Origin of the sequence: Pseudarthrobacter sp. NPDC092439, assembly GCF_044754945.1 — a bacterium.
Taxonomy (GTDB): domain Bacteria; phylum Actinomycetota; class Actinomycetes; order Actinomycetales; family Micrococcaceae; genus Arthrobacter.
Genome location: NZ_JBIVQB010000001.1, coordinates 291135 through 313951, shown reverse-complemented (window position 1 = coordinate 313951; position 22817 = coordinate 291135). Strand labels below are relative to the sequence as shown.

The 22817-nt window shown below is 66.4% G+C and carries 20 protein-coding genes; 1 reads left to right on the top strand and 19 read right to left on the bottom strand.

Annotated features, from left to right (window positions below):
- Positions 1-3: 3 nt before the first annotated feature.
- From ACIQCM_RS01455 to ACIQCM_RS01370, 18 genes are all read right to left on the bottom strand, one after another.
- On the bottom strand, positions 4-744 hold the full coding sequence (locus tag ACIQCM_RS01455; RefSeq protein ID WP_400603763.1) for a polyprenol monophosphomannose synthase: 741 nt from the start codon (positions 742-744) through the stop codon (positions 4-6).
- Between the two features lie 101 nt (positions 745-845).
- Complete coding sequence (locus ACIQCM_RS01450) at positions 846-2501, bottom strand: amidohydrolase (RefSeq protein ID WP_400603765.1); 1656 nt, start codon at positions 2499-2501, stop codon at positions 846-848.
- A gap of 43 nt (positions 2502-2544) precedes the next feature.
- A complete protein-coding gene (locus tag ACIQCM_RS01445) occupies positions 2545-5466 on the bottom strand; it encodes a DEAD/DEAH box helicase (RefSeq protein ID WP_400603767.1) in 2922 nt (973 codons plus the stop codon).
- Positions 5467-5486: 20 nt separating this feature from the next.
- Positions 5487-6281, bottom strand: a complete 795-nt coding sequence (tatC, locus tag ACIQCM_RS01440; protein WP_400604287.1) for a twin-arginine translocase subunit TatC — start codon at positions 6279-6281, stop codon at positions 5487-5489.
- A gap of 48 nt (positions 6282-6329) precedes the next feature.
- On the bottom strand, positions 6330-6602 hold the full coding sequence (gene tatA, locus ACIQCM_RS01435; RefSeq protein ID WP_400603768.1) for a Sec-independent protein translocase subunit TatA: 273 nt from the start codon (positions 6600-6602) through the stop codon (positions 6330-6332).
- Between the two features lie 33 nt (positions 6603-6635).
- The gene (locus ACIQCM_RS01430; RefSeq protein ID WP_400603770.1) at positions 6636-6983 is read right to left on the bottom strand and encodes a hypothetical protein; all 348 of its coding nucleotides are present in this window, start codon (positions 6981-6983) and stop codon (positions 6636-6638) included.
- 10 nt (positions 6984-6993) lie between these two features.
- Positions 6994-8994 (bottom strand): helix-turn-helix transcriptional regulator, encoded by a 2001-nt coding sequence (locus ACIQCM_RS01425; RefSeq protein WP_400603772.1) that lies wholly within the window; start codon positions 8992-8994, stop codon positions 6994-6996.
- A gap of 101 nt (positions 8995-9095) precedes the next feature.
- Positions 9096-9491, bottom strand: coding sequence for an FKBP-type peptidyl-prolyl cis-trans isomerase (locus ACIQCM_RS01420; protein ID WP_066275847.1), 396 nt, complete (start codon positions 9489-9491; stop codon positions 9096-9098).
- A gap of 89 nt (positions 9492-9580) precedes the next feature.
- The gene (locus tag ACIQCM_RS01415) at positions 9581-10507 is read right to left on the bottom strand and encodes an FKBP-type peptidyl-prolyl cis-trans isomerase (protein WP_400603773.1); all 927 of its coding nucleotides are present in this window, start codon (positions 10505-10507) and stop codon (positions 9581-9583) included.
- Between the two features lie 112 nt (positions 10508-10619).
- Positions 10620-11984, bottom strand: coding sequence for a Pup--protein ligase (pafA, locus tag ACIQCM_RS01410; RefSeq protein ID WP_400603775.1), 1365 nt, complete (start codon positions 11982-11984; stop codon positions 10620-10622).
- On the bottom strand, positions 11984-12703 hold the full coding sequence (gene prcA, locus ACIQCM_RS01405; protein ID WP_400603777.1) for a proteasome subunit alpha: 720 nt from the start codon (positions 12701-12703) through the stop codon (positions 11984-11986). The genes pafA and prcA overlap by 1 nt, the downstream gene beginning before the upstream one ends.
- A gap of 1 nt (position 12704) precedes the next feature.
- Positions 12705-13523, bottom strand: coding sequence for a proteasome subunit beta (prcB, locus tag ACIQCM_RS01400; RefSeq protein ID WP_400603779.1), 819 nt, complete (start codon positions 13521-13523; stop codon positions 12705-12707).
- An 86-nt stretch (positions 13524-13609) separates the two neighbouring features.
- Positions 13610-13813: a ubiquitin-like protein Pup gene (locus ACIQCM_RS01395; protein ID WP_400603781.1), complete on the bottom strand. Its 204-nt coding sequence runs from the start codon at positions 13811-13813 to the stop codon at positions 13610-13612.
- An 83-nt stretch (positions 13814-13896) separates the two neighbouring features.
- Positions 13897-15516 (bottom strand): depupylase/deamidase Dop, encoded by a 1620-nt coding sequence (gene dop, locus ACIQCM_RS01390; RefSeq protein WP_400604289.1) that lies wholly within the window; start codon positions 15514-15516, stop codon positions 13897-13899.
- 50 nt (positions 15517-15566) lie between these two features.
- A complete protein-coding gene (gene arc / locus ACIQCM_RS01385; RefSeq protein WP_400603783.1) occupies positions 15567-17318 on the bottom strand; it encodes a proteasome ATPase in 1752 nt (583 codons plus the stop codon).
- An 84-nt stretch (positions 17319-17402) separates the two neighbouring features.
- Positions 17403-18467, bottom strand: coding sequence for a tRNA (adenine-N1)-methyltransferase (locus ACIQCM_RS01380; RefSeq protein WP_400603786.1), 1065 nt, complete (start codon positions 18465-18467; stop codon positions 17403-17405).
- Positions 18468-18566: 99 nt separating this feature from the next.
- Entirely contained in the window at positions 18567-19730 is a 1164-nt protein-coding gene (locus tag ACIQCM_RS01375; RefSeq protein WP_400603788.1) for a site-2 protease family protein, read from the bottom strand.
- Positions 19723-20460: an HAD family hydrolase gene (locus ACIQCM_RS01370; protein ID WP_400603789.1), complete on the bottom strand. Its 738-nt coding sequence runs from the start codon at positions 20458-20460 to the stop codon at positions 19723-19725. Before ACIQCM_RS01370 ends, ACIQCM_RS01375 begins: the two co-directional genes overlap by 8 nt.
- Positions 20461-20602: 142 nt before the next feature.
- Between ACIQCM_RS01370 and ACIQCM_RS01365 the strand changes: the two genes are divergently transcribed.
- A complete protein-coding gene (locus ACIQCM_RS01365; protein WP_400603791.1) occupies positions 20603-21508 on the top strand; it encodes a PAC2 family protein in 906 nt (301 codons plus the stop codon).
- Positions 21509-21524: 16 nt separating this feature from the next.
- Here the strand turns inward: ACIQCM_RS01365 and mshC are convergent, their stop codons facing one another.
- Positions 21525-22802, bottom strand: a complete 1278-nt coding sequence (gene mshC, locus ACIQCM_RS01360; protein ID WP_400603793.1) for a cysteine--1-D-myo-inosityl 2-amino-2-deoxy-alpha-D-glucopyranoside ligase — start codon at positions 22800-22802, stop codon at positions 21525-21527.
- Between the last annotated feature and the right edge of the window lie 15 nt (positions 22803-22817).

Below are 22817 nucleotides of genomic sequence, written 5' to 3'. Positions count from 1 at the left end.
CCCCTACCGACGGGCGGCCTTCCCCCGGGTCAGGGTGTTCCAGCGGGCCAGCAGGCCCCACTTGGTGACATTGACCATTGCCTCCACGACGATGTTTCCACTCATCTTGGAAGCACCCAGCTCCCGCTCAACGAAGGTGATGGGCCGCTCTTCGATCCGCAGGCCCAGCTTGGCCACGCGCCAGGCGAGGTCCACCTGGAAGCCGTAGCCGACAGAGTCCACCTGGTCGAGGTTGAGCTTTTCCAGCGTGGTGCGCCGGAACGCGCGGTAACCGCCCGTGACGTCCTTGATCTTCAGGCCCAGCATCAGGCGCGCATAGGTGCTGCCAACGCGGGAAATGGCCTGACGGTAGAGCGGCCAGTTCACCACGCTGCCGCCGGGTACCCAGCGGGACCCCATGGCCAAATCCGCCCCCTGCCCGATGGCGTCGAGGAGCTGCGGCAGCTGTTCCGGCTGGTGGGAGCCGTCCGCGTCCATCTCAACGAGAACGTCGTATCCGGCGTCAAGGCCCCATTTGAAACCTGCGATGTAGGCAGCCCCGAGCCCTTCCTTGCCCTTGCGGTGCAGTACATGGACCTGGGCGTCCTGCGCGGCAAACGTGTCCGCCAGCTTGCCGGTACCGTCAGGGCTGTTGTCGTCAACCACCAGGACATCCGACGCCGGCACTGCGTCCCGAAGACGCTTAAGGGTCTTGGGCAGCGATTCCAGCTCGTTGTAGGTGGGGATGATGGTAAGGACGCGCACTGAGGGCCTTTCCGGGTGGGAGCGGTCGGGGCGCCTGGCCGTCAGGGGATGAGCGGCAGGCGCAACTATCCATTATAGGGCGGGCGACGGCTGATCCGTTGTCAGGAACGGAGCGCCGGGCTGGCGAACAGCTCCGCTCCGTCCCGGACAGTCTGGAGGCAGACCGGATCCGCCCCCGTGTCCAGTGCGGGCAGGAGCGGCGTGCGCGCCCGCGGATCCGTGCTCCAGGATTGCACCCGGCCGTCGGCCACCTGGACCATCAATTCCTCAACATCCCACACGGCGAAACTCGCCGGGGCGCCCGGGACAAGTTGTCCCGCCATGGGGTTGCTGTACCTCGCTGCCCGCCAACCGGCCCGGGTGTGTCCCAGGAACGCCGCGCGGGCGGATATGCGTTCCGCGTCCGTGTTGTGCTCAAGGCAGGCGCGGACACTGGCCCAGGGCCGCAGCGGGGTCACCGGGCTGTCGCTGCCAAAGCAGACGGGGACGCCGGCCGCATAGAGCGTGGCGAACGGGTTCATGCCGTGGCTCCGCTCCCCCAGCCGCTTCCCGTACAGACCGCCCGGGTTGCCCCACGCCGCATCGAAGGCCGGCTGTGCGCTGACGGTCACGGAATAGTGGGCCAGCTTCTTCACGGCGGCCGCATCGATCATCTCAACGTGTTCAAACCGGTGTCCCGCCGCGCGGATCCGTTGCCCGCCCACCTCGGCGGCCGCCAGGTCCAGTGCCTCCAGCGCAGTATCGAGGCCTGCGTCACCGATGATGTGGAAGCCGCCCTGAAGCCCCGCCAGCGAGCATGCAGCCAGATGAGCCGCAGCCTCCTCCGCGGACAGGTACAGGCTGCCCCGTTCCCCCTGCGCGTCGGCGTACCCGTCCCGCAGTGCGGCGGTGCGCGAACCGATGGATCCGTCGACGTTCAGGTCTCCGGCGAGTCCGCGTACGGTGCCGCCGAACTGGGCGGCAAGGTGCCGGGCATGGTCTTCGGACACGGCAAGCTCGCCCCAATAAAGGAGCACCTCGGGGAATGGTCCAGGACCGGCGGCAGGGCCAGTCCCGTCCCAGCCGGCAGCGACGCGCAGGTCGGCCTCACCGCCGATGTGCGGTGCACCCATTTCAGCCACCGCCACGTATCCATTGGCGGCGGCTTCGGCCAGTGCACGCGATTGGTGGCGGCGCAGCTCGTGCTCCGGCAGCCTCCGTGTGGCCTGGCGCGCGGCCGCGTGCGCCGCGCGCGATACCCGCGCGCCGCCGTCGTACCCGGCCTGCCCGGCCAGCCCCGCAGCGTCGGCGAGGGACGCTGACACCAGCGCCGAGTGGACATCCACACGGGCCAGGTAAACGTGCCTGCCGCGGGCGGCGCGCTCCAGTTCCGCGGCGTCCGGGAGAACAGCGTCGCCCCAGGTTGTCTCGTCCCACCCGTGCCCCAGGACAGGGCCTTCACCGGGGGCGGACGCGACGGCGTCCAGCAGCTCGCGCGCTGAACGCACCGTCCCGAGCTGGAGGGAATCCAGGGCAAGGCCCGTCTCCGTCAGGTGCACGTGGGAGTCGACGAATCCCGGAGCAACGAGGGCTCCCCGCAGGTCGATGACATCCATGGAGCTGTCTGCAATGGAGGACGCGGCCTGCTCGGAGCCGACCCAGGCGACGGTGTCGCCGTCCACCAGCATCGCTGTGGCGAAGGGGTCAGCGGCAGTGTAAACCGAGCCGTTCCGGTAGAGGACCGGGGCGCGGCGGGTGGCGGACGTGGATTGGGTCATAGGAAAGGCTCCTGGGTGCGCGCCGGCCAATGAGACCGGCGGGTTAGAGAACAGACGAATAAGCTACGACGCCGCGGCGGACCAGGGCGATGGCGTCACCGCACAGCCGGGCAAGTCGGGGATCCAGGCCGGGGATCTTGGCCAGCTGGTCCAGGAGGTCCACCACCTGCTTCACCCAGCGGACAAAGTCGCCGGCTGCGAGGTCGGTGCCGCTCAGGACGTCCTGGAGATGGCGGCCGCGGGCCCATTTGTAGAGTGGCCACACGAGCCCGAGCTCCGGCTCCCCCGTGAGCGGAAGCTTGTGGTCTTCCTCCACGTCCTCAAGCGCAGACCATTCCCTGACCACGATATCCACCGACGTCTCCAGCGATACGCTGGGCATCCGCGGGCGCAGGCCCCGGTCCTCGCGCTTGGCCTGGTACACCAGCACGCTGGCAAGGGCAGCAACCTCTGCGGCGTCGAGGTCATCAAAAGCGCCCAGCCGGAGGGACTGCGAAATCAGCAGGTCCTTCTCTCCGTAGATCCGGCGCAGCCGCTGGCCGTGGGGGCTGATCGCCAGCCCGCCGTCGCCGGCCGCCTCCAGGTATCCGTAGGCGGCCAAAACGTCACACACACGGTCGAATGTCTTGGCAATGGTATTGGTACGGCCCTGGATCTGGCGAACCAGCCCGTCCGTCTCGCGCCGGAGCTTCCACCACCGTTCCGCCCACCGGGCGTGGTCCTCCCGTTCGCTGCACCCATGGCAGGGGTGCGCACGCAGGGCGCGGCGCAGCTCGGTGATGCGCTTCTCCTGGTTGGGTGATCCCGCCGCGCGTCCAAAGTCGTTGCTCCGGTTGTTCCCGGGCGACGGCGGCCTGTTCTCCCGCAGAGCGTTCCGTGCGGACGAGGCCAGGTCCCTGCGGGATTTCGGAACCTTGGCGTTGAAGGCTTTGGGGATGCGGATGCGCGTCACCGGGGTGATGGGACCTTCGAGATCATCGGTGCCGATCCTGCGCAGCTGGCTGTCCAGGGTCAGGATGGCCGGACGGGGATCCCGGCTGCCGTGGTCGGCACTGAGGACGACGGCCGGTCCCGGCGCCCTGCCGCCGGGAATGTTGACCACGTCGCCGGGAAGCAGGCGGGCCAGGGAATCAGCGCTGAGGGACTTCCGCGCGCGGGACATGGACCGGGAGCCGGCGTTTTCCGCGTCGGAGAGTTCGCGGCGCAGGCGAGCGTATTCGGTGAAGTCCCCCAGGTGGCAGGTCATCGATTTGGCGTAGCCGGCCAGGGACTCCTCGCGGCTCCGGACCTGGCGGGCAAGTCCCACCACTGAACGGTCCGCCTGGAACTGGGCGAACGAGGATTCGAGGATCTCACGCGCCCGGGCCCGCCCGAACTGGGCCAGCAGGTTGATGCTCATGTTGTAGGTGGGACGGAAACTGGAGTTCAGCGGATACGTCCGCCGGGAGGCGAGCCCGGCCACCGCGGTGGGATCGGTTCCCGGCTGCCACAGGACCACGGCATGGCCTTCAATGTCGATGCCCCGCCGCCCGGCCCGGCCCGTGAGCTGTGTGTATTCCCCTGCCGTGATGTCCACGTGGGATTCGCCGTTAAACTTGTCCAGCTTCTCCAGGACCACGGAGCGGGCCGGCATGTTCACGCCCAGAGCGAGCGTTTCGGTCGCGAAGACAGCTTTGACCAGGCCGTCCACGAAGAGCTTTTCCACGACTTCCTTGAAGGTGGGCAGCATGCCGGCGTGGTGGGCAGCGAATCCGCGGAGCAGTCCGTCCCGCCAGCTCCAGAAGCCGAGGACGTCCAGATCATCGGATGGGATTTCCAGGGCCGCCTCGTCCACCCGTTGGGCGATGATGCGCTGCTCCTTTTCGGTGGTCAGCCACAGGCCCGAAGCCACGCACTGCGCTACGGCGGCATCGCAGCCGGCCCGGGAGAAGATGAATGTGATGGCCGGCAACAGGTCCATCCGGTCCAGGCTGGCGATGACCTGCGGACGGCTGGCCCGCCGTACTGCTGACCCGTCCTGGCCGCGGGGGGCGGGACGCTCGTTGCCGCGGCGGCCGCGCTGGTCCCGCCGCCCGGGCCTGCTCCGGAAACCCTGCCGGACCTCGCTGCGGGCCACCGCCAGCAGGTCCGGGTTGACGTCGAAGCCGCGCCCCGGCTGCACTTCCCTGGCGGATCCGGCGCGCTCCCCGTCGACCGGCGGTGCGATTTCGTCGAAGGTGGTTTCACCGGCGAACAGGTCAATGATCCGGCGGCCGACCATAACGTGCTGCCACAGCGGCACCGGACGGTGTTCGGAGACGATGATGTCCGTGTCGCCCCGCACCGTGTCCAGCCAGGCGCCGAACTCCTCGGCGTTGGAGACTGTGGCGCTGAGCGAAACCACCTGCACTTCACTGGGAAGGTGGATGATGACCTCCTCCCAGACGGCGCCACGGAACCGGTCCGCGAGGTAGTGCACCTCGTCCATCACCACGTAGCCAAGGTCGAACAGCGTTTCCGAGTCCGCGTAGAGCATGTTGCGCAGGACTTCGGTGGTCATGACGACTACCGGGGCATCCCCGTTGATGCTGGTGTCGCCGGTGAGGAGTCCCACATTTTCTGCGCCGTATTTTTCGCCCAGTTCGCTGAACTTCTGGTTGCTCAGCGCCTTGATGGGCGTGGTGTAAAACGCCTTGAGGCCGCGCTGCAGTGCAAGGTAGATGGCGAACTCGCCCACGATGGTTTTTCCGGCTCCGGTGGGCGCAGCCACGAGGACTCCCCTGCCCTCCTGCAGGGAACGGCACGCCTGGCGCTGGAAGTCGTCGAGCTCAAAGTCCAGTGTCCGGATAAAGGAACCCAGGTAGGTGGCCGCCTCCGCCCTGCGCTCGGCGCTGGCACGGTACCTTTCGGCCGGGGAAAGTTCTTCGGGATCGCTGGGACCGCCGGGCGGGGGCCCGGAAGAAATCGGCCCGGTATTGGAGGACATACCCCAAGCCTAATAGGAGCTCAGAGGTTCTTGAGCTCGCTGCCTGGCGTGGCGATGTTGGCCGAGGCTTCCGTCTCCTCTGCGCGTTTTGCCGTGCGCCGGTCCCGCCGTTTGTCGTTCATCAGGCACAGGACCACGGCAAGGAAGAACAGGGCCAGCATGGGGACCGCCAGGTAGAACATGCTCATGGCATCCGCGCCCGGCGCCGCCATGGCAGCGAACAGGCAGACCAGGAAGACTGTAATGCGCCAGCTTTTCACCAGCTGGGCCCCGCGCAGGAGGCCTGCCACGTTGAGTCCGAAGAGGACTACGGGCAGGAGGAAGGCGATGCCGAAGGCCAGCATCAGCCGGGTCACGAAAGACAGGTACACCTGGGCTGTGATGAAGTTGGACGCACCGGCGGGAGTGAAGTCCGTCAGCACCCGCACCGCGTTGGGCAGGACCAGCCACGCCAGCACCACGCCGCCGACGAACAGGGGAACGGCGGCTGCCACGAAGCCCAGGGCCATACGCCGTTCTTTTTTGTGGAGCCCGGGAACGATGAACGCCCAGAGCTGGTAGAGCCAAACCGGGCTGGCCAAAATGAGACCCATGAACACCGAAATCTGAACCATCAGGTCGAAGGAGCTAGCAACCCCGTCGAAGTTCAGGCTCGCCAGTCGACCCTCTTTTTCATTGAGGTCCGTAATCGGCCTGATCAGGGCCGCAAGCATGGGCTGGTAGAGGATGAATCCCGCGACCGTTCCCAGGACGACGCCGATGGCGGACTTGAACAGCCTGTTCCGCAGTTCCCGAAGGTGGTCCACCAGCGGCATGCGGCCCTCGGGGTTTGCCTGCCGCCCCATCGCTATGGCCACGTGGTGTCAGGCGCGGGATGAAGGCGGAACGTCAGTGCCGTCCGCGGGACCGCCGGCGTTCGACTGGGGGTGGTTGACAACCCTGCCCTCCACCGGTCCGGGACCCGTTTGTCCGGAGGTGTCCTCCGTTTTGCCCTCTTTTTTCATTTCGCGCACTTCGGATTTGAAGATGCGCATGGACTGCCCCAGGCTCCGCGCCATTCCGGGCAGTTTCGGCGCTGCAAACAGCACAAGCGCCAAAACGATAATGATGATCAGGTGCCAGCCCTCAAGCCTCATGTCTAAATCCTTTCGTCTGCATACATCCTACCTCTAGGCGAGGTCCAGATCTTTTAGCCGTTGCGGCTGGCCGCGGTCAGCTTTGCGCTGCACCCGGCGCCGGCGCCGTTCATCGCTGCGGACCGCCTTGGATGCCTCGTAATCATGTCGCATCGCCGCGGGCGGGGCAAAAACAGCAGACCCCGGAACCGCCTGGCCGGTGCCTGCCACCTCCGCCCCGGGGTCGAGGGGCCCAAGCCTGCCCAGCCGTTCCCCTGCCGCACTGAGGTCCGCCATGGCAGCCATGAACTGCCGGAACAGGCGGATGCCCAGGAGGACATAGAACAGCAGGGCAAGTGCCACGAGAGACACCCAGATCAGGATCCACGACCACCAAGGCATGCTGAAAAGTCTAGCCGTCGTATTTGGCCAGCGCGTCGGCGATCCAGTGCCGGGCGGCATCACCGAGTTCGTCCGGCGCCAGGATCCTGGCCGTACCGCCGTGCTGGGCGACGAACATCGGCAGCCACGCCGTGTTGCCGAACCGGATGTCCACAACCATCCCGCCGTCGGGCAATTCCGCCACCCGCTCGGCGTAGTAATCCTCCGCCAGCCCGCGGCCCTGCCGGGTGAGCTGCACCGTTACGGTGGTGTCGCCGTTGTTCGGCGTGAAAAGCCTGTCTGGTGATCCCCCCGCGGCAGGGACCGTGGCGGAGACCTCGCGGCCGTTGGGCTCCAGTTCCTGAACCCGGTCCAGCCGAAAATTCCGGGTCCCCTGCACCAGGTGGCAATACGCTTCGAAGTACCAGACGTCGTCCTGGGAATAGAGGCGTACCGGATCAACGTCGCGGACGGTCAGGCTGTCCCGCTGAGGTGAAAGATAAGTCAGCCGCAACTGACGGCCGCCGGCGATGGCGTCGCGGACGGTGCCGTGCATATCCGCGGCTGCCGGGGTGACCGGGGGGCCGGACAGGGCGGCCGCGCGGCGTCCCTCCTCGCCGGCAGCGGCGCTGAGCTTTAGGGCAACCGCCTCCAGCGCCCCTCCCCCGGCCACTCCCGGCAGCCCGCGCAGGGTCTCCACCCCGGTCAGCAGCGCCGATGCCTCTTCTACCGTGAACCGCACCGGCCGGGTGAGGTCCAGGTCCTGGCTGATATAGACGCGCCCGTCCTCCCACTGGATATCCAGCAGGTCATCCGGGTAACCGCCGGGAAGGCCCGAGCAGATGAGGATGTGAAGGTCGCTCTCCAGCTGGCGCCGGCTGATCCCGAAGTGCGAGGCCACCTCCTCGATGCGGAGGCCCTGGTTATGGACGAGGAACGGCACCAGCTGGAGCATCCGCTGCAACTGGTCTTCCGAAGTCCCCTTGCCGGTGCTGCGGGCACCGGCGCCGGCGCCGGGAAATTCGTAGCGCGGCTTCGGGGAAGCGCTGAATTCCGCTGCAGCGCGCAGCCGCCGCCGGACGGCGGCAACAAGCTCCCCGGGTGCCACCGCAACAGCGTCCGGACCGTAGGATGCGATTTCCTCGGCGAGCACCTCGGGGTCCCGGAACGGAAGGCCCAAAGTGTCGTAGCCGCCGTCGTCTGTTTCCTCCGCTGGAGCGGGCGGGACGCCATTGCCATCCGCGGCGCGTCGGCGGAGTGCCAGCAGGCGGCCTTTCCTGACGCGTACGACGGCGGTGCGGAGCGGCAATTCGGGGAGGCGGTCCAGTTCTTCGCGGATGTTGAAACCGGGAGGCGGGGTGTAGGTGTCCTTGTCCAGCGTGGTGACCGCGCTGGTGAACCGCGACAGCCGGAAATGGCGGGGCGCCTGCCGGGCCCGGTCATAACCCATGAGATACCACTGGCCGAACCGGCTGCCCAGCCCCCAGGGCTCGATGGTGCGGAGTTCTTCCCTGCCGGTGCTTCCGGCCAGGTAAGTGAAGGCGACCGGGTGGCGGGCATGCATGGCGGCGACGAGGTCGTCGAACGCCTGGCCGGCGGGTTTGATGCGTGGCTGGACGCCTGCGGGCAGCTCAACGGCAGCCAGGCTTCCGGACGACTGGAGTTTCCGGACGGCGCTGCGGGCGGCAGTGCCCAGCGCCGCGCGCTCCCAAAGCTGGGATGCCAGAAGGAGGACCGTCCATTCCTCGGGTCCGAACTGGACTTCCGGGAGCCGGTTCGAATCCTTGCCGATCCGGTAGCGCGTGGTGGTGCTGTCATCTTCTGCCCAGCCGGTGTCGGTGAGGGTCTCCACCTCGAAGCCCATCCGGCGGAGGTCGTTTTTGTCCCGTTCGAACATCCGGCCAAATGCCACGTCATTGCCGGACGTGTCGTGGTAGACCTTCTCGCGCAAGTCATCGCGCCCCAGGCCATAGCGGGTATTGAGGAGCGCTATCAGCAGGTTCAGGAGACGTTCGGTACGCGATACAGGCACGCTCGCTACGTTACTAAACCTGGCCCTGGAACGCAGGAAGCGCGGCAGCACCGGGCGACAATGTCGCCTGGAGCTGCCGCGCTTGCCGGACGGGAGGGCGTTTAGCGCACGCCCACCAGGTCCACCACGAAGATCAGGGCTTCGTTGGGCGCAATGGCTCCACCGGCGCCCCGGGAGCCGTAGGCCAGTTCGGACGGGATTTCCAGCCGGCGGCGGCCGCCGACCTTCATGCCCAGGAGCCCCTGGTCCCAGCCCTGGATGACCTGGCCAACGCCTACGCGGAAGTCCAGCGGTGCGCCGCGGCCCCACGAAGCGTCAAACTCTTCGCCGGTGGACCATGCGACACCCACATAATGCGTGGACACGGTGTCTCCGGCCTTGGCTTCGCGCCCGTCGCCTTCGATCAGGTCCGTGATGACGAGTTCCGTGGGGACGTCACCTTCCGGAAAATCAATCTCAGGCTTCTGGCGGTCGAATTCGCGCTGTCCAAATGACATGGTTGCTCCTTTGTTCTGGTGCTGTGCTTGTGGGGTCCTTGTTGCGGGTGCCTGGCTTCGCTGCACGGGCCGCGCTGCACCCAGTCTGGCTACTTGGTGCCGAGGATGTCCACTACGAACACCAGGTCACCCTTTGCTTTGCCCTGGCCGGCGTCGCCGTACGCCAGGTCCTTGGGGACCACCAGGAGGACGCGGGATCCGACAGTCTTGCCGGCCAGTCCCTGGGTCCAGCCCTTGATGACCTGGTTCAGCGCGAAGGAGGCAGGTTCGCCGCGGTCGAAGCTCGAATCGAACTTGTCACCGCCCTCAAGGTTCACGCCCACGTAGTTCACGGTCAGGGTGTCGGTGGCCTTGACCACGGCCCCCTTGCCCTTGATCAGGTCCTGTGCCACGAGCTTCTTTGGAGCGGAAGCACCCTTTACGGAGATTTCTGGGACGCCGTCCTTTTCGGTGACAGTGGGCAGGCCGGCAGGCGGAGTTACAGCCTCACCTTCGGGCTTCTCGAGGGCAGGCGTGACATCCTTTGCGGACACGACCTTGATGACGAGCAGCTGCGTGGGCTGCGCCTGGGCTCCTTCAGCACCGGCCTGGCCGGGCACGGCGAGGGCCAGGCTGGAGCCGACTTTGGCACCTACAAAGGCGTTGTAGATCACGGCGCTGCCGGTCTTGAGCTCCTCGTTCAGCTCCAGCGGTTCCGGATCATTCGGGAAGGTGTCCTCCAGGGTGCTGCCGTCGGTTCCGTTCAGCGCAAGGATGGAGATGTTTGCCACCTGGTTCGCCTTGAGGGGTTCACCGCTGCCTTCGGCGACCACCTTGACGGTGGGCTCTGCGACCTCCAGGGGCTTGTCGAACTCGACGCCGGGGGCTTTCTTATCCCCGTTGTCCGTCAGTTTGAGGGAGTCGAACTTTGCAGTCTCCCCGGCCGATTGGCTGGTGGGCTCCGGCTCTGATGCCGTACCGCTGCAGGCGGTGAGCATCAGGAGGCCGGGGAGAAGGATTGCTAGTAGTCGGCGCACGTAAGAAAACTTTCGTTGGGGCAGGATGGATGCGACGGGACCGCAGGACGCGGCCGGCGTCGCCAGGGGCCGGGAAAACGGCCCTGTCCAGAATAGCCCCTAAAGCTGGGAGTCAGCCCATAGTCTCCAGGAGCGCATCCACGCGTTCATCCACGCTCCGGAAGGGATCCTTGCACAGGATGGTCTGGTGGGCCCGGTCGTTGAGCTTCAGGTGCACCCAGTCCACGGTGTAGTCCCGGCCCAGTTCCTGGGCACGGCGGACGAAGTCGCCGCGCAGTTTGGCCCGTGTGGTCTGCGGCGGGGCGTCGACGGCGTCCTTGATGACGGTGTCGTCCACGATCCGCCGGACGGCGCCCCGCGACTGCAGAAGGTAGTAGAGGCCGCGGGAACGGGAAATGTCGTGGTACGTGAGGTCGAGCTGGGCGATGCGCGGTGCATCCAGGCCAAGGCCGTGGCGTTCCCGGTAGGAGTCCATCAGCTTCTTCTTGATGGCCCAGTCGATTTCGGTTTCGATGCCGCGGGTGTCGCCGGATTCAATGGCCTTCAACGTCCGTTCCCAGAGGTCCAGGATCAGGGGCACATGCGGGTTGTGCGCGCCGTGGTCGTGGACGAAGGCTGTGACTTTGGACAAGTACTCCTGCTGGATTTCGAGTGCGGTCAGCTGCCGGCCGTTGGCGAGCCGCACCAGCGCCCTGCCGCTGAGGTCGTGGGAGATCTCGCGGATGCTCCGGATGGGGTTTTCCATCCGCATGTCCCGCATAATGACCCCGGCCTCGATCATGCGCAACACCAGGTCCACGGTGCCCACCTTCATCAGGGCCGTGGTCTCAGACATGTTGGAGTCCCCTACGATGACGTGCAGGCGCCGGTAGAACTCGGCATCCGCATGGGGTTCGTCACGGGTGTTGATGATCGGGCGGGACCGGGTGGTGGCGGAAGAGACGCCTTCCCAGATGTGGTCCGCGCGCTGGGAGAACGCGTAGGTGGCCCCGTGCGGGGTCTTGAGGATTTTGCCGGCGCCGGCAATAAGCTGGCGCGTCACCAGGAAGGGAATCAGGATCTCGGCAAGCCTGGAAAACTCGCCGCGCCTGGGGATCAGGTAGTTCTCATGGCTGCCATAGGAGTTGCCCGCCGAATCCGTGTTGTTCTTGAAAAGGTAGACGGTGCCGTTGAAACCCTCGGCCGCCAGCCGCGCCTGGGCCTCATCCACCAGGTCGTCCAGGATCAGTTCACCGGCACGGTCATGGGCAATCAGCTGTGCGAGGTCGTCGCATTCCGCCGTGGCATATTCGGGGTGCGAGCCGACGTCGAGGTACAGGCGAGACCCGTTGGTGAGGAACACATTGGAGGAGCGTCCCCAGCTGACCACTTTGCGGAACAGGTACCGCGCCACTTCCTCCGGGGCGAGGGGCCGGGAATCCGGGCTCGAATAGGAGATCCCGAATTCGGTTTCGATGCCAAAAATCCGTTTGTCCATCAGTCCTCCCGGGCCAGCACTGCAGTAATGTCCGCGTCATTGAGCCGCCGGAACGCGCGACGGGTGCCGCGCGTGGTTTCCGAGAGCCTGTCCAGGACGGCAACCTCAAGGGCGCGGGAGGGAACGGGGACGGCCGGCCCTTCGGACTCCGTTGCGGCGGCCAGGCCGGACATGGCCAGGCGCACGGCGTCGGCAAAGCCAAGCGTCGCCTGCCAGCCGCCCTCGATGGCGGCGGAGACCTTCTCAGCCTGCCCGCCCATGACCACGAAGCTGTGTTCGTCCGCAATGGAACCGTCAAACGTCAACCGGTATAGGTGGTCCTCGGCCTGGGTCCGGCCTACCTCGGCGACGGCCAACTCCACCTCGAAGGGCTTCTGTTCGGCAGTGAAGACGGCTCCGAGGCTCTGGGCGTAGACACTTGCCAGCCCACGCGCGGTGACGTCTTCACGGTCGTAGGAGTAGCCCCGGACGTCAGCGTAGCGCACGCCCGCCTGGCGGAGGCTTTCGAATTCGTTGTACTTTCCAACCGCGGCGAACGCGATCTTGTCGTAGATCTCCCCGATCTTATGCAGGGATGGAGAAGGGTTCTCGGCCACGAGCGCTATGCCGTCCGCACAGCTGATGACCACCACGGACCGTCCGCGGGCAATTCCTTTCCGGGCAAAATCCGCCCGGTCCTTCATGAGCTGTTCAGGCGAGACGTAGAACTGTTGCGTCATCCTAGGCCTCCCGTCCGGCGATGGTCCGCGCTTCGATCACGTTCCGGGCCGCCGCGGCAAGCCGCTCCTCGGAGACGCGCCGTGCGCCGGAGGCATCCACCGTGTACACCACTGGCCAGAGCTGGCGGACGGTGTCCGGACCGCCCGTGGCGGAATCGTCGTCGGCTGCGTCGTAAAGGGACTCCACCGCTATGGCCACGGCTTCCTCTTCGCTGAGGTTGGGCCGCCACAGTTTCTTCAGGGCGCCGCGGGCGAAGACTGAGCCGGAGCCGACCGTGTGGTGCTCGCGTTCCTCATACCGGCCCCCGGTGACATCGTACGAGAACAGCCGTCCCACGCCCGCGCCGGTGTCGAACCCGGCGAAGAGCGGTACCACCGCCAGGCCCTGAAGGGCCATGGGCAGGTTCCCGCGGATCATGGCGCCAAGCCGGTTCGCTTTACCTTCGAGGCTCAGCTGTGTGCCTTCGATTTTTTCGTAGTGTTCCAGCTCCACCTGGAAGAGCCTGGTCAGGTCGATGGCGATGCCGGCAGTTCCCGCGATGCCCAGGACCGAGTAGTGGTCTGCAGGAAAGACCTTTTCGATGTGCCGGCTCGCGATGATGTTGCCCATGGTGGCGCGCCGGTCTCCTGCCATCAGCACGCCGCCCCCGTAGCTCATCGCCACGATGGTGGTGGCGTGCGGCGCCTGCAGCGGCGCAGTTGGAGCACCGTGCTGGACATGCCGGTTGTAGGGCAGAAGGTCAGGACGGTCCCGCTGCAGGTGTTCAGTGAAGGACGAGGTGGCGTTGGCAGCTACTTGGTTGGCGGATGATTCCTGCACTCATGCACTCCTAGAACGTGGTGGTTCAACTCAGCGTCGGTCCAGCCCCCGGCAGTCTGCGGCTTCCGCCACCTCCGGGCTGCCTTCTACTGGCCGCCTTTTTGGACGAACGCCCGGACGAATTCTTCGGCATTGGATTCCAAGACACCATCGATCTCGTCGAGGAGGTCATCGACACCTTCCGTGGACGCCGAGGCCTGGGCCTCGGGCGGGGCGGGAGGGGCTTCGGGGAGCTCCTCTTCCACCTGACTGTCCCGCGGTTGCGGCTGCTGCTGCTCCTGGCCTGCCATTTCTACCCTCTTTTCTTCCCAGCCGGACCCTGTGGATCCGGCGATAAGCCCATCCTGCCACGGTGGCGCCCCTCCGGAAGGGTTTACGCCGCAGGCGGAGAAGATTTGTGCCCCAGCAGTTCCGCAAGGAACGGGCCGGCTTCACGGTGGCGCTGGAATAACGGGCCGGTGAGCGCTTTGGTTCCCCGCAGGGGCTCCCTGGTGGGCACGCGCTGGAGGCGTCCGGATCCCGGCACATCGAAGATGACCGAGTCCCAACTGGCGCCTACCACGTTCTTGCCGAAGCTGCTCACGCACCTCCCCCGGAAAAAGGCGCGCGTATCCGGTGGCGGCTCGGATACTGCAGCCGCGATGCCGGCGTCGTCCACGATCCTTTGCATACGGCCGCGGGCAAGGAGCCGGTAGTAGAGACCCTTCTCCGGCCGGAGATCAGCCCACTGGAGATCCACCAGGCCAAGCCGGGCATCGTTCCACTCCAGTCCGTCGCGGTCCCGGTAGCCATTCAGGAGGGAAAGCTTGGCCACCCACTCCACCGAACCTGCTGCTGCCGCACGGTCCATGTCCAGCTGGGTGAGGACTGTTGCCCAGCGGTCCAGGACGTCATGGGTGTGGCCGTCACCGTAGGCGGCATCGCCCACCCCGGTGTCCTGGGCAAGCTTCGCCGCTGCCTCGTGGTACATCCACTGCAGATCCAGCGCCGTGACGCGTCTGCCGTCCAGCAGGCGGACCTTTGTGGTGAGCAGGGTGTCATGGCTGATCGCCTGCAGCGCCGCGACCGGTTCGTGGACCCCGATCCTGGGGGCGAGCCCGGCCTCGATCAGGCTCAGCACCATGGCGGTGGTGCCAAACTTCAGGTAATTGGAAACCTGGCTCAGGTTGGCGTCGCCGATGATCACGTGCAGCCGCCGGTATTTATCAGCGGTGGCGTGCGGTTCGTCGCGGGTATTGATGATGGGCCTGCGGATGGTGGTTTCAAGCCCTACTTCAGCCTCGAAGAAGTCCGCCCGCTGGCTGATTTGGTAGCCGGGAGTGGAGCTGTCCTGCCCGATGCCCACCCTGCCGGAACCGCAGATCACCTGCCGGCTGACGAAGAAGGGGGTCAGGCCACGCACTATCTCGCCAAAGGGCACCGAGCGGGGCATCAGGTAGTTCTCGTGCGACCCGTAAGAGACCGATTTGTTGTCCGTGTTGTTCTTGTAGAGGTTCACCGGCGGCAGGTCCGGGTCGGCCGCCAGGCGGCGTACAGCCGCAAGCCCCACCAGGTCCCCGGCGGCATCCCAGGCGACGGCGTCACGGGGGTTGGTGACTTCCGGGCTGGAATATTCGGGATGGGCGTGGTCCACGTACAGGCGTGCGCCGTTACCCAGGACCATATTCATCAGCAGGGTACCGGACTCGTCCTCCCCGTCGAGTTCCAGGTCCTCCTGGCCGTAGGCAAGGGCCACGGCTTCGGCGTCGAGCACCGGCGGCTGGTCCGTCAGCTGGCTGGGATGGGCGGCGGACCTCTCGAGGGTCCAGCCGCGGGCATCGTGGAGGGGTTCTTCGTCCGTGTAGTCCCAGCGGGTCTCCGCTCCCCCGGCGGCACGCTGGCGGGTTACCTGCGCGTACGCCTGCACTACCCGGGCGCTCATCATGGTGGCGTTGGCAGAGGGCGCCGACGGTGCGTGGATGCCGTACTCGGTCTCCGCCCCCATCACGCGCATGGCCCCGCCGGCGGGGAGCGCTTCCCCGCCGGCGGGCTCAGCTGCAGGCGTCACAGATACTGTCCGGTGGTCGGCATGGTTTCGATGGACTTCCCGGGCTCCTGGCCGGCCTTGCCCTGGACGATGGTGCGGATGTACGTGATCCGTTCGCCCTTCTTGCCGGAGATCCTTGCCCAGTCATCCGGGTTCGTGGTGTTCGGCATGTCCTCGTGCTCGCGGAACTCGTCAACCACCGCCCGCAGCAGGTGCTCGATGCGCAGGCCTTTCTGGTTGGTGGTGAGCAGGTCCTTGATGGCGTACTTCTTGGCCCGGTCTACCACGTTCTGGACCACAGCACCGGAGTTGAAATCCTTGAAGTACAGCATTTCAGTATCGCCGTTGGCGTAGGTGACCTCCAGGAACTCATTGGACTTGTCGGTGGAGTACATGGCCTCCACCGTGCGCTGGACCATGGCGTCCACCGTCGCCTGGACATCTCCGTGATGCTCCGCCAGGTCGGACTCATGGAACGGCAGGTCCGTGGTGATGTATTTGTTGAAGATGTCCGCGGCGGCCTCCGCGTCGGGGCGCTGGATCTTGACCTTCACGTCCAGGCGGCCGGGCCGCAGGATCGCGGGGTCGATCATATCCTCCCGGTTGGACGCGCCGATGACAATGACGTTGTCCAGGCGCTCCACGCCGTCGATCTCGCTCAGGAGCTGGGGCACGATGGTGGTCTCGACGTCGGATGAGATGCCTGTGCCACGGGTCCGGAACAGGGAGTCCATCTCATCGAAGAACACCACTACGGGGCTGCCGTCAGATGCCTTCTCACGGGCGCGGGAGAAAATCAGCCGGATGTGGCGTTCCGTCTCGCCAACGTACTTATCCAGCAGTTCCGGGCCCTTGATGTTCAGGAAGTAGCTCTTCAGGTCCACGTTTCCCGACCGCTCCGCGGCACGGGCGGCCAGCGAATTGGCGACGGCCTTGGCAATCAGCGTCTTACCGCAGCCCGGAGGCCCGTAGAGCAGGATGCCCTTCGGCGCCTTGAGCCCGTGCTCCCGGTAGAGGCCGGGGTGCAGGAAAGGCAGCTCCACAGCGTCCCTGATCTGCTCAATCTGCGGTCCCAGGCCGCCGATGTCCTCATACGTAATATCCGGGACTTCTTCCAGCACCAGGTTCTCGACTTCCGAACGCGGCACCTTTTCCAGTGCGTAGCCTGTGCGGGAGTCGACCGAAAGCGCATCCCCCACCCGAAGCTGCTCGGCCATGAGGGCCCCGGAGAGGCGCACTACCCGTTCCTCGTCGGCACGGCCCACCACCAGGGCCCGGTCGGACCCGAGCATCTCCTTCAGTGTGGCCAGCTCGCCGGCACGTTCATAGCCCAGGCCCGCCACGATCAGGAGTGCCTCGTTCAGCAGCACCTCCTGCCCGACGGCAAGCTGGTTCATGTTCACCAGCGGGCTGATTCCCACGCGCATTTTCCGGCCGGCGTTGAAGATGTCAACGGACTCTTCGGTGGCCGCCTGGCCGCTGGCGCCGGGCGAGGGCTGGCGGCGCGGGTTCAGCTGCAGGACGGTGCCAAAGCTGTAGGGCGGCTGCCCTTCCTGGTCCAGGGCGTTCTTGAGCCGGAGGATTTCGGCCTTCGCCGTCTCAAGCATGTTGACCAGCTTGGAGTTGTTCTGCGTTGCCGCCGCCAGCTGGCGGTCAATGTGCCTGAGCTTGTCCCGGAGGATGTTGACCTGGCGGTCGGCGACCGAGAGGTCATTGGCGGCAGACTCCTCTGCCGGTGTACGTCCGGAGTCCTGGTTCGGCGTCTCCATGATGTATCAGCCCCTTCCTGCGCTTCTCTTTAAGACATTAGTCCCAAGAAGGCAGGTAGGACGGGGAGACTCCCGAAATGTGGACTAGTTCGTAACCTCGGGTGCGTCCTTGACGTTGGTGCCGGCAATGGCGTCCCGGGCTGCGCGGCGCAGTTTCTTGTCCGACACGGCACGCTCGCCCACCGCGCCGGGCGTCCAGGCGTTGACGTCCTCTTCGTTGAACTCCGTCTTGGAAGGCCGGCGCTTGACGGAGATGCCCGTGACGCCGTCCGCCAGCCGGCGGGTCACGAGCAGGAAACCGGTGTGGGCCACCATTCGGTGGTCCGGGCGGACAGCCAGTCCCTCCAGGTGCCAGCCGCGGACCATCGACTCCCACGCGTCCGGCTCCGTGAAGCGGCCGTCGGCGCGGATTGCCTCTGCGGTGCGGGACAGCTGGGTAACGGTAGCCACGTAGTTGATCCAGACGCCGCCAGGCGCCAGCACGGTAGCCACTGCGTCCAGACATTCCCAGGGCGCCAGCATGTCCAGCACTACGCGGTCCACTGAACCCGGTGCTTCGCTGCGGACCACTTCTTCCTGGAAGTCGCCCAGGGAGATCTGCCACGCGGGGTGCGGGCCGCCGAAGATGGTTTCCACGTTGCCGCGTGCGATGTCAGCGAATTCTTCCCGACGCTCAAAGGAGTGGAGGTAGCCGTTGTCCCCCACGGCCCGCAGCAGCGAGATGGACAGTGCGCCGGAGCCGACACCGGCCTCAACCACCCGCGCGCCTGGGAAAATGTCCGCCATGGTCACGATCTGGCCGGCGTCCTTCGGGTAGACGACGGCGGCACCGCGCGGCATGGACAGCACAAAATCGGACAGCAACGGTCGCAGGGTCTGGTACTGCTGGCCCACGTTGTTGACCACAACGGAGCCGTCCACTTTGCCGATGATGTCATCGTGGTTCAGGAAACCCCGGTGGGTGTGGAAGGCTCCGCCGCGCTCCAGGGTGACCGTGTTCATCCGGCCGCGCTCATCGGTGAGCTGGACGCGCTCACCTTCCCGGAACGGGCCTCGGCGGCGGGCAGCGCCCACCGGCTGCGAGCCTCCGGCGGCAGCACCGGCCCGGGCTGCTCCGTGGGCGTCGTTGACGGCAGTTTCGCTGCTCATGATGTTTCCTCGCTCCTGTAAACCTTTTATGCCTGTGCAGGCCGGCACCCGGATGATGGTGTGGCGGCTGCTGCGGCAATGCACGACCGGCAGGTAACTCTACCCGTTCCGGCCCTTAGCGCGCCTGTCTGCTGCCTGCCGCCTGCCCGTGATGGCAGCGACCACCGCTTCCTGGGACAGGAGACCGGTCACGATGCCGTTGTGATCCACCACGGCATACTGGCGGCCCTCCACCTGGGAAAGGAACTGCACCAGCTCCTGGCCCCTGGACCACTCGGGGACGTAGGCGCCGGGCGCCAGCGCGTACGAAACCGCAGTGACCGGCGTCGAGGGCGACACAGCAGCCGGAACGGCAGCCAGCGCCGCGGGGTCAACCACACCCTGCGGCCGGCCGTCCGGTCCGCAGACCACCACGGCGCCCGCCTGCCCGGCGTACCGGCGCGCCTCGTCAACGGAAGCTGTCGCAGGCAGGCCAAGCGCCGGCGTCGACAGGCCCGCCGCAGTGACCAGGGGCAGGCGGCCGCGGAGCGTGCCCTGCTGGATCGCCGCAGAGGCACCCACCCACAGGAAGCCGCCTACAAGCAGCGAAATCATCAGCAACGAGAAATCCGGTGGGCTGCCCGCGAGCACCGGCCTGCCAATGAACCAGTAGCCGATGGCGACCACGATTACGCGCCCCGCCCAGCCGGCAGCGACGGTGCCCCTGGCCTGGCTGCCGGTGACCTTCCACACGGCGGATTCCACCAGGCGTCCCCCGTCCAGCGGCAGTCCCGGCAGTACGTTGAAAATGCCGATCAGGAAGTTGGCCCACATAAAGATATTGGTGAGGATTTCGGCGACACTGGCCAGGTTCGCGGTGCTCAACACGACCCAGGCACCGCCCGCCAGAAGCAGGTTGGCGGCCGGCCCGGCCAGCGCCACCAGGACAGACCTGCCCGGGGTGGCCGTGAAGCTCTCGAAATGCGTATGCCCGCCCCACAGGTTCAAGACGATTTTCTGCGTGGGCCAGCCATAAATCCGGGCGGTCAGGGCGTGGGCCAGCTCATGGACCAGCACCGAAACCAGGAGCAGCAGGGCGTAGGCGAAGGCCACAAGGTATGCGCTGAAGCCAAGCGCCGGGTTGTTCCTGAGCAGCATGGGGCCATAGATGATCACGGTGAAGGCCGCAATGATGAACCACGAGTAGGCCAGGATGACGGGTACGCCGGCGATCCGTCCCAGCGGAATGCCCTCGCGGCGCCCAGCCGGCTGGGGATTAGCCATGGGCGGTCCCAAGCGAAGCCGCCTCAGCGTCCGTTTCGCTGCTGCCGGCAGCGGACAGCAGTTCCCGGAGGTCTGCGACGGACCGTCCGGCCAGCGAATCCCACAGTGTATAGGCGTCGTGTTCGGGGAGCGGCACGATGTGCGGAATGGCGGCGGTGGCGACGCCGGAAGCCACGGCTGCCGCGACCCCCGGTGCCGAATCTTCCAGTGCCACGCAGTGCCTGATTTCCAGGGGGGCGTCGATTTCCCGTAGCAGGTCGACGGCGGTCAGGTACGCCTCGGGGTGCGGCTTGCCCCGGGTGACGGTGTCTCCGGTGACCACGACGTCGAAGTAGGGCCGGGGCAGGCTGGCCACCACCTGGCGGGCCAGCGGCCCCTCGGACATGGTCACGAGTGCACACCGGATGCCGGCGTGGTGCAGTTCCTCGAGGAGTTCGCGGGCCCCGGGACGCCAAGGCACCTGCTCTTTGACCCTGCCGACCACCGCTTCCGTGAGGGTGTCGATGATTTCCCGGATCTCCAGCGCCACACCGGCCTTCTGGAGCACCCCGGCAGAGTAGCTCAGCGACTGCCCCACCAGCTGCATTGCCTGCTCATGGCTCCAGGTTCCACCATGGGCTTCCACCAGGGCATGCTCGGCCGCGATCCAGTATGGCTCGGTGTCCACGATGGTTCCATCCATGTCCCACAGGACGGCTTTGAGTGGGGCGTGGGCGGGTGTGGGTTCCATGGGTCAAGTCTACGGTGGGAGCCAGAGGGCTTTCCGGCAGGTACGCCATGGGCGTACCGCCGCAGTGCCGCCCATGGCGCGCAGAGGGGCGGGCGCGCTGCAATCCCTGCGCAAGGGCGCGTCTTGGACGTAGGGTGAAGAAATGAATAGCTTCGAGGAAGACACCAGCGGGCAAGGTGCCGAACCCGGGCGGGAACGGTTCCTGCAGCCGGCGGCTGAGGGACAGCGCGTAACCGTGATGCTTGCGGCGTTCGAGGGCTGGAATGACGCAGGGGAAGCCGCCAGCGATTCACTGCGCTACCTGAACAGGGCCTGGGGCGGCAAGAAGGTCGCATCCATCGATGCCGATGAGTACTACGATTTTCAGTTCACCCGGCCCACGGTGCGCCGCAACGCAGCCGGTGAACGCAAGATCAAGTGGCCTTCCACCCGGATTTTCAAGGCCAGCGTCCCGAACTCAAACGTAGACGTGATCTTCGTCCAGGGGATCGAACCGTCCTATAAGTGGCGGGCTTATACGGCCGAACTGCTGGTGCACGCCGAGGCCCTGCACGTCGAATACCTGGTGCTGGTGGGAGCGCTCCTCGCGGATGTGCCGCACAGCCGGCCCATTCCGGTCAGCACTTCCTCGGACGACGCCGCACTCCGTGAGCGCATGAACCTGGAAGCCTCGCAGTACGAGGGGCCCGTGGGCATCGTTGGCGTGATGGCCGAGGTTGCGCTGCTCGCGGGAATTCCCACCGTTTCGCTGTGGGCGGCCGTGCCGCACTACGTGGCGCAGGCTCCGTCACCTAAGGCCCAGCTGGCGCTGCTGCACAGGATTGAGGAACTGCTCCAGGTTCCGCTGGACACCCACGAGCTCGCTGAGGAAGCGGCCGCCTGGGAACGCGGCGTGGATGAGCTCGCAACGGAGGACCCGGAAATTGCCGCTTACGTGCGGCAACTGGAAGAGGCCAAGGATACGGCGGATCTCCCCGAGGCCACCGGCGAATCCATCGCCCGCGAGTTCGAGCGGTACCTGAAGCGGCGCGGCCAGGACCGGCCCTAGCCGGACGTCCTAAAACTCAGAGCCTGATTCCCAGGAGTGCGTCCACCGCATCTGCCACCAGGTCGCGGTCGGTCCCGCTGGCGGGCCCGGCATTGTCCATTGCCTCACGAGCCCACCGCGAAACGGCGGCGATGGCGGCAGGTGCGTTCAGATCTTGGGCCAGCGCGGTGCGCATGGCGGCAAGAAGCGGCACGGCAGATCCCTGCGGGGCGTGCTCCAGGGCGCGCCGCCATACCTCGAGGTCCCGCTTGGCTGCGGCGAACCCTTCGTCGGTCCAGGACCAGTCAGAGCGGTAGTGGTGGGCCAGGATGGCCAGGCGGATTGCCGCCGGATCCTCACCGGCTGCCCGTAGCTTTGAGACCAGGACCAGGTTGCCCTTCGACTTGCTCATTTTCTCGCCGTCCAGCCCCACCATGCCTGCGTGGGCGTAGTGCCGGGCCAGCGGCACGCCGGCCAGGGAATACGCATGTCCCGCGCCCATCTCGTGGTGCGGGAAGATCAGGTCCGATCCGCCGCCCTGCACTGTGAAGGGCGCCGGGAGATAACGCTGAGCGATGACGGTGCACTCAATATGCCATCCCGGGCGTCCGGCACCGAGGGATCCTCCGGGCCAACTGGGCTCGCCCTCGCGCTCCACCCGCCACAGCAGCGGGTCAAGGGCCTGGCGTTTGCCGGCGCGGCCGGGATCGCCGCCCCGTTCGGCGAAGAGTTCGAGCATTTCACTTTCGCTGAGGCCTGAGACGGAGCCCAGGGTCCAGGCGTCCGGCGCCACGGACTGTTTGCCGGCCGCCTCGACGTCGTAATAAACATCCCCGTCCGGCTCCCCGCCGGTGCCGGCAACCCGGTAGGCCAGGCCCATGTCCAGCAGCCGTTCAACCTCGGGCACAATCAGGCCGATCGATTCGACGGCGCCTATGTATCGGTCCGGCGCCAGGACGTTGAGCGCCTCCATGTCGGTCTGGAACAGCTCGATCTGGCTGGCGGCGAGGTCGCGCCAGTCCACACCGGTGGCAGTTGCCCGTTCCAGGAGGGGGTCATCCACGTCCGTCACGTTCTGCACGTAGGCCACCTGGCTGCCTGCGTCCCGCCAGGCCCGGTTCAGGAGATCAAAGGCAACGTAGCTGGCGGCATGCCCCATGTGCGTGGCGTCATACGGCGTGATTCCGCAGACATACATGGACGGTTCTGCGCCTCCGTCGAGTTCCACTTCGCGGCCCGCGACAGTGTCGAACAGCCGGATGGAAGGCATGGCGCCGGGCAGGCCAGGGACGGGGCGGGAAGTCCAGGATTTCACATGCCAAGCCTAGTG